This is a genomic window from Gordonia sesuvii (assembly GCF_036350415.1).
GTDB lineage: Bacteria > Actinomycetota > Actinomycetes > Mycobacteriales > Mycobacteriaceae > Gordonia > Gordonia sesuvii.
Window position 1 is genome coordinate 404437 of record NZ_JAZDUF010000001.1, and the last position, 15221, is coordinate 419657.

At 67.6% G+C, this 15221-nt stretch carries 15 protein-coding genes; 7 read left to right on the plus strand and 8 right to left on the minus strand.

Annotated elements, in window-relative coordinates:
* Positions 1-12 precede the first annotated feature (12 nt).
* Complete coding sequence (locus VZC37_RS01835; RefSeq protein ID WP_330430713.1) at positions 13-1710, plus strand: class I adenylate-forming enzyme family protein; 1698 nt, start codon at positions 13-15, stop codon at positions 1708-1710.
* A 6-nt stretch (positions 1711-1716) separates the two neighbouring features.
* Here the strand turns inward: VZC37_RS01835 and VZC37_RS01840 are convergent, their stop codons facing one another.
* From VZC37_RS01840 to VZC37_RS01860, 5 genes are read right to left on the minus strand one after another with little or no spacing between them, the layout of a single operon-like run.
* The gene (locus VZC37_RS01840; protein ID WP_330430714.1) at positions 1717-2796 is read right to left on the minus strand and encodes an acyl-CoA dehydrogenase family protein; all 1080 of its coding nucleotides are present in this window, start codon (positions 2794-2796) and stop codon (positions 1717-1719) included.
* Positions 2796-4001 carry an acyl-CoA dehydrogenase family protein gene (locus tag VZC37_RS01845; RefSeq protein ID WP_330430715.1) on the minus strand — a complete coding sequence of 402 codons (1206 nt, stop codon included), beginning with the start codon at positions 3999-4001 and terminating at the stop codon, positions 2796-2798. The genes VZC37_RS01840 and VZC37_RS01845 overlap by 1 nt, the downstream gene beginning before the upstream one ends.
* Positions 4001-4780, minus strand: a complete 780-nt coding sequence (locus VZC37_RS01850; RefSeq protein WP_330430716.1) for an enoyl-CoA hydratase/isomerase family protein — start codon at positions 4778-4780, stop codon at positions 4001-4003. The genes VZC37_RS01845 and VZC37_RS01850 overlap by 1 nt, the downstream gene beginning before the upstream one ends.
* A complete protein-coding gene (locus VZC37_RS01855) occupies positions 4777-5748 on the minus strand; it encodes an acyl-CoA dehydrogenase family protein (RefSeq protein ID WP_330430717.1) in 972 nt (323 codons plus the stop codon). The genes VZC37_RS01850 and VZC37_RS01855 overlap by 4 nt, the downstream gene beginning before the upstream one ends.
* The gene (locus VZC37_RS01860) at positions 5745-6890 is read right to left on the minus strand and encodes an acyl-CoA dehydrogenase family protein (RefSeq protein WP_330430718.1); all 1146 of its coding nucleotides are present in this window, start codon (positions 6888-6890) and stop codon (positions 5745-5747) included. The genes VZC37_RS01855 and VZC37_RS01860 overlap by 4 nt, the downstream gene beginning before the upstream one ends.
* A gap of 101 nt (positions 6891-6991) precedes the next feature.
* On the opposite strand from VZC37_RS01860, the gene VZC37_RS01865 reads away from it, so the two are divergent.
* Complete coding sequence (locus VZC37_RS01865; protein ID WP_330430719.1) at positions 6992-7792, plus strand: FadR/GntR family transcriptional regulator; 801 nt, start codon at positions 6992-6994, stop codon at positions 7790-7792.
* 40 nt (positions 7793-7832) lie between these two features.
* The gene (gene arsC, locus VZC37_RS01870; protein WP_330430720.1) at positions 7833-8174 is read left to right on the plus strand and encodes an arsenate reductase (glutaredoxin); all 342 of its coding nucleotides are present in this window, start codon (positions 7833-7835) and stop codon (positions 8172-8174) included.
* 12 nt (positions 8175-8186) lie between these two features.
* Here arsC and VZC37_RS01875 read toward each other — a convergent pair whose 3' ends face one another.
* Positions 8187-8630: a limonene-1,2-epoxide hydrolase family protein gene (locus VZC37_RS01875; protein WP_330430721.1), complete on the minus strand. Its 444-nt coding sequence runs from the start codon at positions 8628-8630 to the stop codon at positions 8187-8189.
* Positions 8631-8908: 278 nt separating this feature from the next.
* On the opposite strand from VZC37_RS01875, the gene VZC37_RS01880 reads away from it, so the two are divergent.
* From VZC37_RS01880 to VZC37_RS01895, 4 genes are all read left to right on the plus strand, one after another.
* Positions 8909-9544 carry a 50S ribosomal protein L25/general stress protein Ctc gene (locus tag VZC37_RS01880; RefSeq protein ID WP_330430722.1) on the plus strand — a complete coding sequence of 212 codons (636 nt, stop codon included), beginning with the start codon at positions 8909-8911 and terminating at the stop codon, positions 9542-9544.
* 18 nt (positions 9545-9562) lie between these two features.
* Positions 9563-10129 carry an aminoacyl-tRNA hydrolase gene (gene pth / locus VZC37_RS01885; protein ID WP_330430723.1) on the plus strand — a complete coding sequence of 189 codons (567 nt, stop codon included), beginning with the start codon at positions 9563-9565 and terminating at the stop codon, positions 10127-10129.
* Positions 10130-10202: 73 nt separating this feature from the next.
* The gene (locus tag VZC37_RS01890) at positions 10203-12014 is read left to right on the plus strand and encodes an SLC13 family permease (protein ID WP_330430724.1); all 1812 of its coding nucleotides are present in this window, start codon (positions 10203-10205) and stop codon (positions 12012-12014) included.
* Between the two features lie 48 nt (positions 12015-12062).
* Positions 12063-13127 carry a beta-ketoacyl-ACP synthase 3 gene (locus tag VZC37_RS01895; RefSeq protein WP_330431675.1) on the plus strand — a complete coding sequence of 355 codons (1065 nt, stop codon included), beginning with the start codon at positions 12063-12065 and terminating at the stop codon, positions 13125-13127.
* A gap of 298 nt (positions 13128-13425) precedes the next feature.
* Here VZC37_RS01895 and VZC37_RS01900 read toward each other — a convergent pair whose 3' ends face one another.
* Positions 13426-14187: an ABC transporter permease gene (locus VZC37_RS01900; RefSeq protein WP_330430725.1), complete on the minus strand. Its 762-nt coding sequence runs from the start codon at positions 14185-14187 to the stop codon at positions 13426-13428.
* Positions 14184-15209, minus strand: coding sequence for an ATP-binding cassette domain-containing protein (locus VZC37_RS01905; protein ID WP_330430726.1), 1026 nt, complete (start codon positions 15207-15209; stop codon positions 14184-14186). Before VZC37_RS01905 ends, VZC37_RS01900 begins: the two co-directional genes overlap by 4 nt.
* Positions 15210-15221 lie beyond the last annotated feature (12 nt).

Consider the following 15221-nt stretch of genomic DNA (forward strand, 5'->3'; position numbering starts at 1 on the left):
CCGAGGTCAGTCATGAGCACCCTGTCCCCCACCGTCGAAATGTCCGTCGCCTCCGGTAGTCCGCTGAGCGACGAACCAGGTCTCGGCTCCCTGACGCTGCCGGGATTCCTCCGCGAGGTGACGACGAGATACGCCGACCGGGAGGCGCTCGCCATGCGCACGGACGACGGTGTGCTGCGATGGTCCTACACCGATCTGTGGGAACGATCGGTCGAGGTCGCACGCGCCCTGCGCGCCCGCGGCGTCGGCAAGGACTCCCGGGTGGGCGTGTTGATGACCAACCGCGCGGAGTGGCTCTCCGCGGTGTTCGGCACGGCTTTGGCCGGTGGTGTCGCGGTGCCGTTCAGCACGTTCTCGACCGCCGCCGAACTCGACCACCTGCTGCGGATCTCCGGCGTCTCGGTGCTGCTGTTGGAGCCCACCGCGGCGAAGACCGATTTCACCGCGCTGCTCACCGAGCTCGAACCACAGATCGCGTCGGCTCCGCCGGGGACACTTCAATCGACGTCCTATCCGTTCCTGCGGTATCTCGCGGTGACCGGCGGATCGTCGTTCGTCGCCGGAATCGCCGACTGGGACACGTTTCTCGCGGCCGGGAACAGCCAGCCGCGCGAACTCGTCGAGGCGACGGCGGCAACCACCCAGCCCAGTGACAGCGCGGTGCTGTTCTTCTCGTCCGGCTCGACGAGCAAACCGAAGGGCATCCTCAGTGCCCACCGCGGGGTCAGCATCCAGATGTGGCGCTTTGCCCGCATGTACGGTCTGACCCCCGACGACCACGTGCGCTGCTGGTCGGCCAACGGGTTCTTCTGGTCCGGCAACTTCGGGATGGCCCTCGGTTCCACCCTGGCCAGCGGGGGCTCGCTGGTCCTGCAGTCGACGTTCGACGCGCCGGGTGCCCTGGATCTCATGGATGCCGAGAAGGCGAACTTCCCCGTCGCCTGGCCGCATCAATGGGCCGCGCTCGAGGGCGCCCCGAACTGGGGTGATGTCGACCTGAGCAGTATGCGATTCGTCGACCGCAACACCCCGATCGCGCGACATGCAACCGTGTCGACGGACTACACCGAGCCCGGGCACGCCTACGGCAACACCGAGACCTTCACCATCACCACGTGTTTCGCGGCCAACACGGCCGCGGAGGTCATCGGCGGCAGCAGCGGCGAACCGCTGCCCGGCAACACGGTGAAGATCGTCGAGCCGCTCACCGGCGACACTCTCCCCCTCTCCGAACGCGGGGAGATCTGTGTCAAGGGGCCCACATTGATGCTGGGCTACATCGGTACCCCGCTGTCGGAGACACTCGACGACGAGGGCTTCTTCCACACCGGCGACAGCGGCTACCTCGACGACGCGGGCCGGCTGTTCTGGGAGGGCCGACTGACCGACATCATCAAGACCGGCGGCGCCAACGTGTCACCACTGGAGGTCGACGAGGTGTTGGTCTCCCATCCGGGTGTGAAAGTGACACGGACAGTGGGTGTTGCGCACGACACGCTCGGCGAGGTGGTCGTGGCGTGCATCGTCGCGCACGACGGCGCCGATCTCGATCCCGACCGCATCCGCGGGTACCTGCGCGAACAGCTGGCGAGCTACAAGGTCCCCCGGCACGTGTTGTTCTTCGACGAGGACGAGATCGGCCTCACCGGCAGCGCCAAGATCAAGACCAGCGATCTCCGAGCCCTGGCCACCCAGCGGCTGGCGACCTGACGGTTCCTACCGTCGGTTCCGATATCCCTCGGCGATGACCGCGCGGTGCTGCGCGGGCGAACCGTACAGGTTGCGATTCAATGTCGCGCGCTTCAGATACACGTGGATGCCGCTCTCCCACGTGTAGCCCATCCCGCCGTGCAGTTGCATGGCCTTGCCGGCGATCTCGACCGCGATCTCGCTGGTGAAGGACTTGGCCATCGACGCCGCCCGCACCGCTCCCGGCCCGCCGCCGGCAACCTCTCCCACGGCCGATGCGACGAGTCGACGTGCCACCGTGATGTTCACCAGCATGTCGGCGCACGCATGCTTGACGGCCTGGAACGAACCGATTGCGCGGCCGAACTGTTCACGGACCGTGACGTGGTCGACGGTGGCCTCGAGCATCGCCTCGGCCACACCGAGGCTGTCACACGCCACCGCCACCGCCGCCCGATCACGCAGCGCAGACACTGATTCCGGCGCCTGCAGACGCCACACCGCGTCCGGTCGGACGGCGACCGACTCCGCGGTGACCCGGGCGAGATCCCTCGTCGCATCGACGACCTCTCGTGGCTCGACGACCACACCAGGCGTCGTCGGCGGCACCGCCACGATCGCCGCACCGCCCGGCACGGTCACCGGCACGAGGAGGGTGTCTGCGCCTGCGCCGCCGAGGACGAATTCGGCGGTACCGTTCAAGACGAAGCCGTCGCCGACCTCGTCGACGCGGAAAGCGTTCTCGGACTTCGCCGCTGCGTCGAGTACGAGAACCGGCACGGCGTCGCCGGCGGCCACCGCACGCAACAGCAGGTCGCGGGCAGCACTCGGGGCGGCTGCCGTCAGCGCACCGACCGCAGCGCCGGCGACAGCCGGATAAGGCCCGCCGGCAGCTGCCCGCCCGATCTCGCGCAGGATCACGGCCACCTCGGCGAACCCGGCTCCCTCTCCGTCGAGCGATGTGGGCACTTCCAGACCGAGCCACCCGGTGCCGGCGATCAGGTTCCAGTCGACGGCCTCGCCGGGTATCGTCGTCGCGAGCACATCGCGCGCCACGGTGGACAATTCGTCGTGGAACTCGGACAGATCTTCGGTGAGTGTCGACATCACGGCACCTTCGGTTCGCGGGGCAGTCCAAGGGCTCGCTCAGCAATGATGGTGCGCTGGATCTCGCTCGTTCCCCCGGGGATGGTCCACTCCCACGAGCCGATGAAGTCGAGCACCCAGTTGCCCGACTCCCACCCGCTCGAGAGCGGTTTGCGCACCTGGGTCTGGGCGGCCAGGCCACCCACCTCGGCGCCGAAATCCATGACGCGCTGCAACAGTTCGCTGTAGTAGAGCTTGACGATCGACGCGTCGGCCGGTCCACTCGAAGCGGACACGAACTCCGACGCCAGCAGCCGCAGCCCGGTGATCTCGGTTTCCAGTTGCGCGAGACGATCCGATACGCGCGTGTCGTCGAGAGGCCGTGACCCGTCCGGCCCCGGTGCCGAACACAGCTCGACCAGCCACGGGAATCCGCCATGTCCGAGACGTTCGGCCAGTTCGAGCATGGTCATGCCCCGCTCGGCGCCGAGGGTTTCCTGCGCGACGCGCCAGCCGTCGTTCTCGGCACCGACGAGTCCGCTCGCCGGAATCGCCACGTCGTTGAGGAAGATCTCGCAGAAGTGCGACTCACCCGTTGCCTGACGGATCGGCCGGACGTCGACGCCGGGACTGCTCATGTCGAGCAGGAAGTACGAGATACCCTGCCGTTTCGGCGCTTTCGGGTCCGTCCTGGCGAGCAGCAGACACCAGTCGGCGTGCAATGCGCCGCTGGCCCAGAGCTTCTGACCATTCACGATGTACGCGTCGCCGGTCCGGCGCGCCGATGTCGACAGCGCCGCCATGTCCGAGCCGGCTCCCGGTTCGGAGAACCCCTGGCACCAGATCTCTCCGTCCAGGATCGCGGGCAGGTGCCGCCGTCGTTGCTCGTCGGTGCCGGCGGCCAGCAAGGTGGACGCGGCGTGGTGGATGGACACGAACGGCAGGACCAGCCGCGGCGCATCGTGCGCGGCGAGTTCCTGGAACAGGATGGCCTGCTCGGCGACGGACATGCCACCGCCCCATTCGGCCGGCCAGTGGCCGACCGCGTACCCGGCACTGTGCAGCGTGGCGAACCATTCCTTCTGGAAGCGAACGAATTCCGCGTCCGATGCCCCCGTCTGAGCTGCTCGCCAGTCCGTCGGCACATGCGTTCGGCACCATTGACGTACCTCGGCCCGGAGGTCTGCATCGTGCTGGTCGCGCACGTGGGAGGTGATCGCCGTCATCAGCGACCGGCCCTCTCGGCCATCGCCCGGAGTCGTCGACGGTGTTCATCGGACTGCATCGTCACCACTTCGGCGGCGAAACCCGCCTGCAGCGGGCCGGCCAGCGCCTGGGACAGGAACATGTTGACGATCCGCTTCGTGCTCTGCAACGCGCCCTGCGGCTGCGCCGCCAGGCGAAGCGCCAGTTCGCGCGCCTCGCCCATCAGTTCGCCGGGAGCGACGGTTCGCGTCGCGAGACCGAGTTCCACCGCCTTCGCGGCCGGGATCCGATCGCCGGTGAACAAGTACTCGCGCGACCGCAGGATCGGCGTCAGCAGCGGCCAGAACGCCGCACCCCCGTCCCCGGCGACCAGACCGACGGCTACGTGGGGATCGGCGAGATACGCCGTGTCGGAGATGAGTACGACGTCGCACAGCACCGCCATGCTGCAGCCGAGACCCACCGCCGGTCCGTTGACCGCGGCGATCACGGGCAGCGGAAACCGCAGCATCTCATCGATGATCTCGGCGCCCTCACGGATGCTGTCGTCGCGTGCGACGGGATCGTCGAGGAACGACGTGATCCAATCGAGGTCGCCGCCCGCGCTGAACGCGCGCCCCGAGCCCGTCAGGATCACCACGGCCGCTTCCCGATCCGCTGCCAGCTGCCGCCACACGTTGGCCAGCGCCCAGTGCAACGACCGGTTGACCGCCCCGAGTTCATGCGGGCGGTTGATCGTGACGATCCGGATCGGACCGTCGCGCTCGACGCTCAGTTCGTCGGGCAGGTCGTAGGTCACGGGGCCACCACCTCTCGCACATCGGCCGATTCACTCGATCCGCGGTACAGCCCGGTCAGTCCGCGTCGGCCGACGCGACGGGTCAGTGCGTCGCTCGTCGCCGAGAGCCCGAGCGGCAGCCGCCGCAGCGGAACACTGTGCCGCGACAGCCACGAGAGTGTCGTCTCGTCACAGAACCCGGTGGCACCGTGCAGTTGATGCGCGACTCGGAACACCGTGTCGGCGGCCTCGAGTGCCGCCAGCCGCAGCGCGAGGGCGTCGTCGACCATCTCGTCGAGCCCGGTATCGATACTCCACAGCGCGTACTTGGCGAGGACCTCGAGACCGGCACGCTCGACCTCCGCATCGGTGAGCTGGAACTGCACGCCCTGCAGCTGCGCGAGCGGCCGGCCGAACTGCTCCCGGAGCAGGATGTGCGATCGCGTGAGCTCCATGGCGCGGTCGAGCATCCCGAGCAACGTCCACATCGGCAACACCAGGGCGAGAGCGAGATCCGCGTCGGTGGTCTCGTCGACCGGTTCGAGCTCGAGACGGGTGACGAACGCGGAAGTATGCGGCGGTTCGTCAGACGGCATCGCCGTCGCCCGGAACCGACGACCTGCCACCGTGACCGCCGCCATCCGGAGGTCGAGGCCCGCCACAGCCGCCGAGGGGTGGTGCTCGGACACGACGATGAGCGCATCGGTGTCGAGATCGGCGGGGCGGGAAAGCCGTTCGGCGACCGGGTACGGGAGAGCCCAGAACCCCGCGCTTCGGCACAGGGATGCCGCGGCTTCGAGTTCATCTGCGCCGCCACGAGGGTCGAGGTCGAACGCCCCCAGCTGCGCGAGGATCGGTTCGATGCCCGACGCGCGGTCCGCCGGCTTCTCCTCGGCGGACTCGAGGAGCCGGTCACCGCCTGCGGCGGCGAGGGCGGACAGTGCGGCGGACCCGAAATCTGTTGCTTCCGTTGACAGGTCGATGTTCATGACGCCACCAGGTCGCGGGCCAGGAGGATTCGCTGCATCTCGATGCTCCCCGACGACACCGTCGCGGCCTGCGAGTAGCGCCAATGGTCGGCCACGTCGTCGCGATAGGTCGAGGCCTGTTCGTCGTCCGCGGGCAGGTAGGCGGCGATCTCTGCGAGAACATCTGCGCTGGACTGGTCGAGGGTCGTCACCGCGATCCGATACAGGGCCGAGTCACCGGGGCGCACGCGGCCCTCGGCCTGCGTCGAGACGACCCGATAAGCGAGCAGACGCGCCCGACGGCACCGGACGAGTTCCCGTGCCCACCGTTCCCGGAGACCGACGGGCAACTCCTCCCATCGATCGCCGAGCACCGACGGGGCTCGTTGCAGCAGGAACTCGCAGCGTGCATAGCGGGCGATGCCGACGCGCTCGAACGACAGCACCTCCTGCACCACCGCCCAGCCCTCGTCGACCACACCCAGTACGTGATCCTGGCTCACCTTCAGCTCGTTGAAGAAGACCTCGTTGAGGTGATGGGGCCCGAGCATCGAACTGATCGGACGGACCTCGATCGCGGGGTCGGACATCGGCACGAGAAAGACGGTGAGCCCCTGCTGCTTCCGCTCGGCCGTCGACGTCCGAGCGAGCAGGAAACACCACTGCGCCATGGTGGCGTACGAGGTCCAGATCTTCTGTCCGGAGATGCTCCAGCCGTCCCCCTCGCGCCTCGCCGCGGTGCGCAGCGACGCCAGGTCGGAACCGGAGCCCGGTTCGGAGAATCCCTGGCACCAGATGACCTCGCCACGCGCGATCGGCGGGAGGTGCTGCTGTTGCTGTTCGCGGGTGCCGTGTCGCATGATCGTCGGCCCCACCCAGTTGACCCCCATGTACTGGGCACCACGCGGCTCGTGATGAGCCCACATCTCCTCACGGACGACCGTCTGCTCCCACACCGAGGCGCCACGGCCCCCGAACTCGACCGGCCAGGCCAGACACAGCAATCCGCGGTCGGCGAGAAAGCGACAGAACTCCTGGGCCGCTTCGAGATCCTCCGGGTTGTCGGTGAACGCACCTCGGAAATCCGGGGGCATGCGCTCGGCGATCAGCGCCCGCAGTTCGTCGCGCAGACCTGCGGCGGCGTCGCCCATCGTGAAGTCCATGAGACGCACGATACGTCAATCCTATCAAGGATTGGAATACTTGACGGTAAAGATGTGGGAGGTGTGGATTAGACTCACCGCATGAGCGAATGGTGGGCGGCGTGACGTCGGTCAGAAATGTGCGCGTGCCGCAGCGGCGCATCGCCGAGACCGTGGCCGCGGAACTGCGTGAGCTGATCCTCGACGTCGAAGACTACCGCCTCCCCACCCAGGAACAACTGGTCAAGGACTTCGGCGTGAGCTATCCGTCGATCCGCGAGGCCCTGCGCATCCTGGAGACCGAGGGTCTCGTCACGGTTCGACGCGGCAACGTCGGAGGCGCCGACGTGCACCGACCCGACGAGACGTCGGCGGCCTATCACCTAGGGCTGTCGCTGCAGGCCGGGAAGGTGACCCTGAACGACCTCGCCGACGGACTCCGCATGCTCGAGCCGCTGTGCGCGGCCGAGTGCGCCAAACGCGCCGACCGCGCCGAGGTGGTGGTCCCGGCACTCACCGAGGCGATCGACGCCTCCGTCGCCTTTGTCGCCGAAGGTGTCGAGTTCACCCACACCGCCCGCGATTTCCACGATCTCGTCGTGGCGTTCGCCCCCAACGCCACGATCCGCTACGCCGTCGGCAGCTACGTCGCCCTGTGGTCGGCGCAGGAAGAGGCCTGGGCGGAGGCGCGAACCCGGCATGGCCAGTACCCCTCGCAGCTGGAGGCCGAGGAAGCCGTCAAGGCTCATCGCCGCCTGGTCGACGAGATCGCCGCCGGCAACGCCGACGGCGCGGAGCGCCTGGCCCGAGCCCACCTCGCGGCCACACAGGCGCTGGTACTCGAGCGGTACGGCGATCGCATCGTCAATGCCTCCGCCGCCATGTCCCGCCAGACGCGCCATCCGGGGCGACGTCGCCTGTAGCGTTCCCGGACCCTCCACAGCCGCAGGTAGGGTGTCGGACGTGGACGCGACGATCTATCACAATCCCCGGTGCTCGACCTCGCGCAAAGCGCTGGAGAAGCTGCGCGATGCCGGAATCGACCCGACGGTCGTCAAATACCTCGATCAGCCCTACACCCGCGAGCAGCTGACCCGGCTGTTCGCCGACGCCGGCCTGACCGCTGCGCAGGCGGCTCGCAAACGAGAGGCCCTCTACAAGGAGCTCGACCTCGCCTCCGCCGGCGAGGAGGAGATTCTCGACGCGATGGTCGCCAATCCAGTTCTCGTCGAACGTCCATTCGTGGTGACGGCCAAGGGAACACGTCTCGCCCGCCCGCTGGACAATATCGACGAGATCCTCTGATCGCAGGGCCGCCTACGCGGCGACGGCCGGCTCCGGCAACGGGGTGACGGCCCGCGGAACCACCAGGGCGACGACGCCCTTCGCGAATCCCTTCGCCATGTCGAAGTAGTCGAAATAGTCGCGCCACACCACGATCTGCGCGTCGCGGATCTCGAACCGGCCGCACACCCAGAACTGCAGCATGATCGGGCCCAGGCGTAGTTCGTCGATGCGTTCGGTCAGCACCACCGAACCCTCCTCGGCGACGTTGATCATCCGGTAGTTGAAGCCCATCCAGGAGGCCTTCTCCACACGCCGGAAGATCTTGGCCACCGCCCGTTTCCCGTGAACGGTCGGCATCGACACGTTCGTGTACTCGATGTCGTCGGCGACGGACTCGAGCGCACCGGACACGTCGTCGCGCGCGAAGCCGTCGAGCAGCCGGGTGACGATCTCAGTGGGTGTCTGTGAGGTCATGTCCGACAGTATGCCGCGACGGTGGCTCACGGATTACCCGAGAGCGCGGCCGTCGCCACCGCCCGAACGCCGACCAGCAGCAATGTGACATCGACCCAGGCCGTGGGCTATCCTGACCATCGTTGTCACGGCGAGGGTGAGAAGTCACCGTAATCGGCGCGACCATCGCGGACTCCTCCGCAGGGTTCTCCTGCGCTGTGGTTCACGGTTGCCGCCTTCGACGTGACCGATGAGAACCACCGCGGTTCAGCTCGAACCGCCCGAAGAGGAGAAGATCAATGGCCAACCAGACCGCGAAGCTGTCTGTCACCACCCGCACCGAGAAGGGCAAGGGCGCTGCCCGCCGCGCCCGTCGCGAGGGCAAGGTTCCCGCCGTCCTGTACGGCCACGGCACCGACCCGCAGCACCTGAATCTGCCGGCGCTCGAGTTCGCCGCCATCCTGCGCGCCAATGGCGTCAACGCCGTCATCGATCTCGACATCGACGGCTCCAGCCAGCTCGCGCTGACCAAGCAGGTCGACGTCCACCCGATCCGCAACTACATCGAGCACGCCGACCTGCTCGTCATCCGCCGCGGCGAGAAGGTCACCGTCGAGGTCTACGTCGTCGTCGAGGGCGAGGCCGCGCCGGGCACCCTGGTCACCCAGGACGCCAGCACCGTCGAGATCGAGGCCGACGCGCTGTCGATCCCGGAGCAGATCACCGTCGACGTCGAGGGCGTGGAGGCCGGCAATGCCGTGCATGCCTCGGATCTGGCCCTGCCGGAGGGTGTCACCCTGATCAGCGATCCCGACACCCTGATCGTCGCGATCAACGAGGCCCCGACCACCTCCGAGCTCGAGGAAGAGGCCGAGGAGGCCGGCGCCGAGACCCCGGGCACCGAAGAAGAAGCCGCCGACGAATCGGCCGAGTGATCACGGGTCACACGACCAGTGAAATTGATTGTCGGACTGGGTAACCCGGGTCCGAAGTACGAGAAGACGAGGCACAACATCGGCGCCATGGTCGCCGATGGCCTCGTCGCCACGGCCGGCGAACGGTGGAAGCTCCACAAGAAGTCGGGTGCGCAGGTCGCCCCGATCACCGTCGCCGGCCGTGCGGCACTCGTCGCCAAGCCGCGCTGCTACATGAATGAGTCCGGCCGTCAGATCGGCCCGCTCGCCAAGTTCTATTCCGTGGGTCCCGAGGATCTGATCGTCCTGCACGACGAACTCGACATCGACTTCGGGTCGGTCCGCCTCAAGCGCGGCGGCGGCGAAGGCGGCCACAACGGCCTCCGGTCGATCAGCCAGTCGATCGGTTCGCGTGACTACCTGCGGGTGCGGCTGGGCATCGGGCGGCCCCCCGGCCGGCAGGACCCGGCCGATTTCGTGCTCAAACCCTTTCCCTCGTCTGCACGCACCGAGGTCGAACTGCTGATCGGGCACGGCGCCGACGCCACCGAACTCCTCGTCTCCGACGGGCTGGAGTCGGCGCAGAACACCGTCCACGCCTGGTGAGGCCTCCTCGGCCGTCCTGACCTGAGCGGTGACATCGACTGCGCGGGCGAAGCGGTGATGTAACGATGTGACGGTGTCCGACGCCACGTTGAGCCTGATCATCCTCGCGGTCACCATCGTTGCCTTCGTCTGGAATCGACTGCCGGTCGGTGTGGTGGCCATCGCCTCCGCGCTGGCGTTGTACTTCTTCGGCCTGATCGACCTCGACGGCCTGACAGCCGGTCTGGGACAGAGCGTCATCGTGTTCATCGCGGCACTCTTCGTCGTGAGCGAGGGTCTCGAGGCCTCCGGGATCACCGCGTGGGCCGGCCAACTCCTGACCCGGCTGGCCGGAACCGGGCGCGTTCGGGTGTTGGCCGCCATCGCCGTCCTCTCGGCCATCTTGGCCGCACTGATCACCATCAACGGGGCCGCCGCTGCCCTGGTTCCGGTGACCGTCGCCGTGGCCCGCCACGCCGGGATGTTGCCGTCCAAGGTGCTCATCCCGCTCGCCTACGCCTGCAGCGCCGGATCGATGCTGACGCTGAGCGGGAGTCCGGTGAACGTCATCGTCAACGATGCGGCCCGTGATGCCACCGGCGACGGCTTCGGCTACTTCGAGTTCGGCTTCATCGGTGTCCCGCTGCTCATCGTCACCTTCGGTGTGATCGCGCTGTTGGGCGACCGGTTGCTGCCGGAGCGGCAGTCCACCACGCTCCCGGCCGATTTCAGCAACTACCTCGGCACCGTCGTCGACCATTACGGACTCGGGCAGCGCATCTACCGGCTGCACGTCGGCGCCGAATCGTCCTGTGTGGGTGCGGACCCGCGCGAGGTCGTCCCGTCCGACACCGGGGTGGTGTCGATCGCCGCGCAGGGCGGCCTGGGTGCCGGGCTACTCGAGTCGGGCCAGAAGCTCCAGGACGGCGACGTGCTGGTGGTCTCCGGATCCGGGACCGCGGTCGACGAGTACGCCCGCGCGCACGACCTCACCGTCGAGGACGTCGCCGGTCGTCATGCCCAGGGCGGCCGGCTCGTCGACCGCGACGCCGGCGTCAGCGAGATCGTCGTCCCACCACGGTCGGAATGGATCGGCGCCACCGTGTGCCCGGGCATGGTCCGCCCGGAGGACGGTCTGCTGGTGATGTCGATCCGTCGCCGCAACAAGGACGTCGGTCACCGAGCGGTCGAACTCGTCGAGGGCGACACCATGCTGGTGCACGGACCGTGGCGCGCGATCGATGCGCTGTCCGAGAACTCTCAGGTCCTCGTGGTGGGCTCATCGGAGCAGCTGCGCCGGCAGACGGTGGCCCTCGGTCACAGTGCGCCCCGCGCCGGCGTCATCCTCGTGGCGATGATCGCGCTGCTGGCATCCGGGGTGGTGGCACCGGTGGTCGCGGGGCTGCTCGGTGCGGTGGCGATGGTCGTGACGAAGGTGGTCACGTCGGAACAGGCCTATCGCGCCATTTCCTGGCCGACCGTCGTGCTGATCGCCGCCCTGATCCCCATGTCCACCGCGATCACCGACAGCGGCGGGGCGGAGATGATCGCCGAACCCATCGTCAACCTGGTGGCCGACCGCAGCGCCTATCTGCTGTTGATCGTGCTGTTCCTGCTGACCGCGCTGCTGGGCCAATTCATCAGCAACGCCGCCACGACGCTGATCGTGATCCCGATCGCGCTCGCCGCGGCCGCCGACATCGGCGTCGACCCGATGCCCATCCTGATGCTGGTGTGCACTGCCGCCGCCGCAGCCGTGCTCACCCCCATCGCCACCCCGGCCAACATGATCGTGATGAACCCCGGCGGCTACCGATTCGGGGACTACTGGCGGCTCGGATCGGTCGTCATGGTGTGCTGGCTGGTCATCGCTGTGCTGTTGATCCCGGTGTTCTGGCCGCTCTGATCGGGCAGCGCCTACAATCGCACAGTCCGATCGACGAGGAACGGAGTCATCGTGGGGATTGCGGCGAACACCGGACATCAGAATGTCGCGATGCTGGGCATCGGCGCGTACCGCCCGCGCCGTCTGGTGTCCAACGACGAGGTGTGCGAGGTTCTCGACTCCTCGGACGAATGGATCTTCGAGCGCAGCGGCATCCGTAACCGCCGCTGGATCAGCGGCGACGAGTCGGCCCGGTCGATGGCCGCGTCCGCTGCAGAGCGGGCGATCCGGAACTCCGGGGTGCCCAAGGAGAAGATCGGCGCCCTCATCCTGGCGACGAACAGCTGGAAGACCAAGATCCCGCACGGCGGGCCCATCGTCGCTTTCGACATCGGGCTCAACGGCATACCCGCCTACGACGTCGCCGCGGGCTGCGGTGGATTCGGCTACGGCCTCGGCATCGCCGCCGACACGGTCCGTGCCGGTTCGGCGGAGTACGTTCTCGTCGTCGGGGTCGAGACGATGTCGGTGGTGATGGAGCCGACCGACCGCGACACCGCCTTCATCTTCGGCGACGGAGCGGGCGCGGTGGTGGTCGGACCCAGTGACGCAAACGGCATCTCCCCCACCGTCTGGGGCAGCGACGGCGAGAACGCCGAGGCCATCGGCCAGAACTACGACATCCCCGAGTACATGGACCGCGCGCAGGAGTACCAGCACAAGGACCCCGCGACCGACCCGGTGGGCCGGATGGTCGTCACGATGCAGGGGCCGCGCGTGTTCCGCTGGGCCGCGATCACCTTGCCGAAGGCCTTGACCACGGTGCTGGAGACCTCCGGCGTCGGGATCGAGGGCATCGAGGTGTTCGTCCCCCACCAGGCCAACGCCCGGATCAACGAACTGATGAAGAAGAACCTGGGGCTCGCCGACGAGATCCCGATGGCGAACGACATCGAGAACACCGGGAACACGTCGGCGGCGTCGATCCCGCTCGCCATGGAGGAGATGCTCGCGACGGGAAAGGCCAAGGGCGGCCAGACGGCGCTGCTCCTCGGTTTCGGCGCCGGACTCAGCTATGCCGGGGCGGTCGTGACGCTGCCGCCCGCGCCGAACGAGACCAGTTTCGACGAGTAGCCCGGCGAATCCCTTCCGCCGATCGAGTAGCCCGGCGACCTTTCCGTTGATCGAGTAGCCCGGAGCGCTAGCGGAGGGCGTATCGAGATCACTTGAGCCAAAGAGGTTTCGATACGCCGGCTCACTCCGTTCGCGCGGCTACTCAACCCACGGAAGAACGGCACCCGCCCCCCGACCCCTGAGGAGATCCGGAGCCTGCGAAGGATCGTCACGAAGGGGCCCTTCGTGACGCTCGCAAGCTCGCTCCTCAGGGAACGGGGGACGTTCTCGCGGCAACTCAACACACGGATGCGGGGACCTAGGCATTCTCCTTACGGAACACCGCGGTGCCCCACCAGGTTCCGAGCGCCCCGAGGATGACGGCGGTGACGAGTCCCCAGAAGACGGTGGACGACACGATGTCTCCGGCGAACGAGTCACGGACGCCGTCGACGATCCAGCGGAACGGCATGAAGTCACTCAGTCGCTGCAGCCAGGTCGGGCCGAGGGTCATCGGCAGCAGGATTCCGGACAACAGCAGCACCGGCATCATGATCATGTTGATCACCGGTGCCATCACGTCCTCACTCTTCGTGGTGAGCGCCAACGCATTCGACGCGGCGGCGCACGCGCCACCGACGATCATGGTGATCAGGATGCCGACGACGATGCCGACGAACGATCCGCGCATCCCCATCAGCAGACCGAGCACCACCAGGATGACGGCTTGCACGAACAGCTGGAGAACGTCACGCATGAGCCGACCGGTGAGGAGCGCGGTGCGGCTTGCGGGTGTGACCCGTTCGGCCTCGATGACTCCTTCACGCCACTCGCCGATCAGGCTGAAACCGGCGAAGAACGCGCCGAAGATGCCCAGCTGCACCAGGAGTCCGGGCACCAGGAAGGTGTAGGCGTTGTCGGCGCCGCCGGGGAACTGACTCACCAACGGGGTGAGCAGTGGCCCGAACAGGACGAGGTAGAGGACCGGCTGCATCACACCGATCAGCACCCACGCCGGGTTCCGTAGGTTCATCCGGATCTGCCGCCGGAACACGATGTTGCTCTCTCGTACGAATGTCATGACTGCGGGACCCCCTGTGCTGGAACTTGTTCGACGACCACGTCGTCGTCGGTGGACTGTTCGTCCTGCGCATCACGCAGCGACCGGCCGGTGAGGGTGAGGAACACGTCGTCGAGCGTGGGCCGGATGACTTCGATGGAATCGAGCGAGACGCCGGCGGCGTCCAGGTCGCGGAGCAATCCGGGTACCTCACGACCGGCGCGACGGACGCGCCCGCGGACACGTCGCCCGTCGGTCTCGACCTCGGTGGCGATCGTCGCGAGCTTCTCCGCCGACACCGGCACGAACGCGTCGTCGGCAATCTCGAGGTCGACCAGGTCGCCGGACACCTGCGCCTTGAGGTTGTCGGGGGTGTCGGCGGCGACGATGCGACCGTTGTCGATGATCAGGATCCGGTCGGAGAGTTCGTCGGCCTCATCGAGGTAGTGGGTGGTGAGGAAGACCGTGGCACCGTTGTCGGTGCGCAGTCGCCGGATGTGATCCCACAGGTTCGCCCGGGCCTGCGGGTCCAGACCGGTGGTCGGTTCGTCGAGGAACACCAGGGTCGGATCGTGGACGAGCCCCATCACGATGTCGAGCCGGCGCTTCTGGCCGCCAGACATGTTCTTGGGCATCCGCTCCCACAGCCCGTCGAGCTGCAGTTGGGTGAAGAGCTCCTTGCCCCGCGTCGTCGCCCGGGACCGCGACATGCCGTAGAGCATGCCGTGATCGACCACCTCGTCCCCGGCCTGTGCCTGGCTGAACGTCCCGCCGGCCTGCGAGACGTACCCGATGCTGCGCCGCACCATCACCGACTCGCGAACCACGTCGTAGCCGTTCACCGTCGCGGTGCCGGCAGTGGGTCGGAGCAAGGTGGTCAACATCCTCAGGGTCGTGGTCTTCCCTGCCCCGTTCGGGCCGAGAAATCCCACCACCTCACCTTCGGCGATGTCGAGGTCGACGCCGTCGACGGCCCTGACCTCGCGTTTCTGTTTGCCACGGCCCGTCTGGAAGGTCTGGACCAAACCCCGTGCGTGGATCATCGCGTCTCCTCG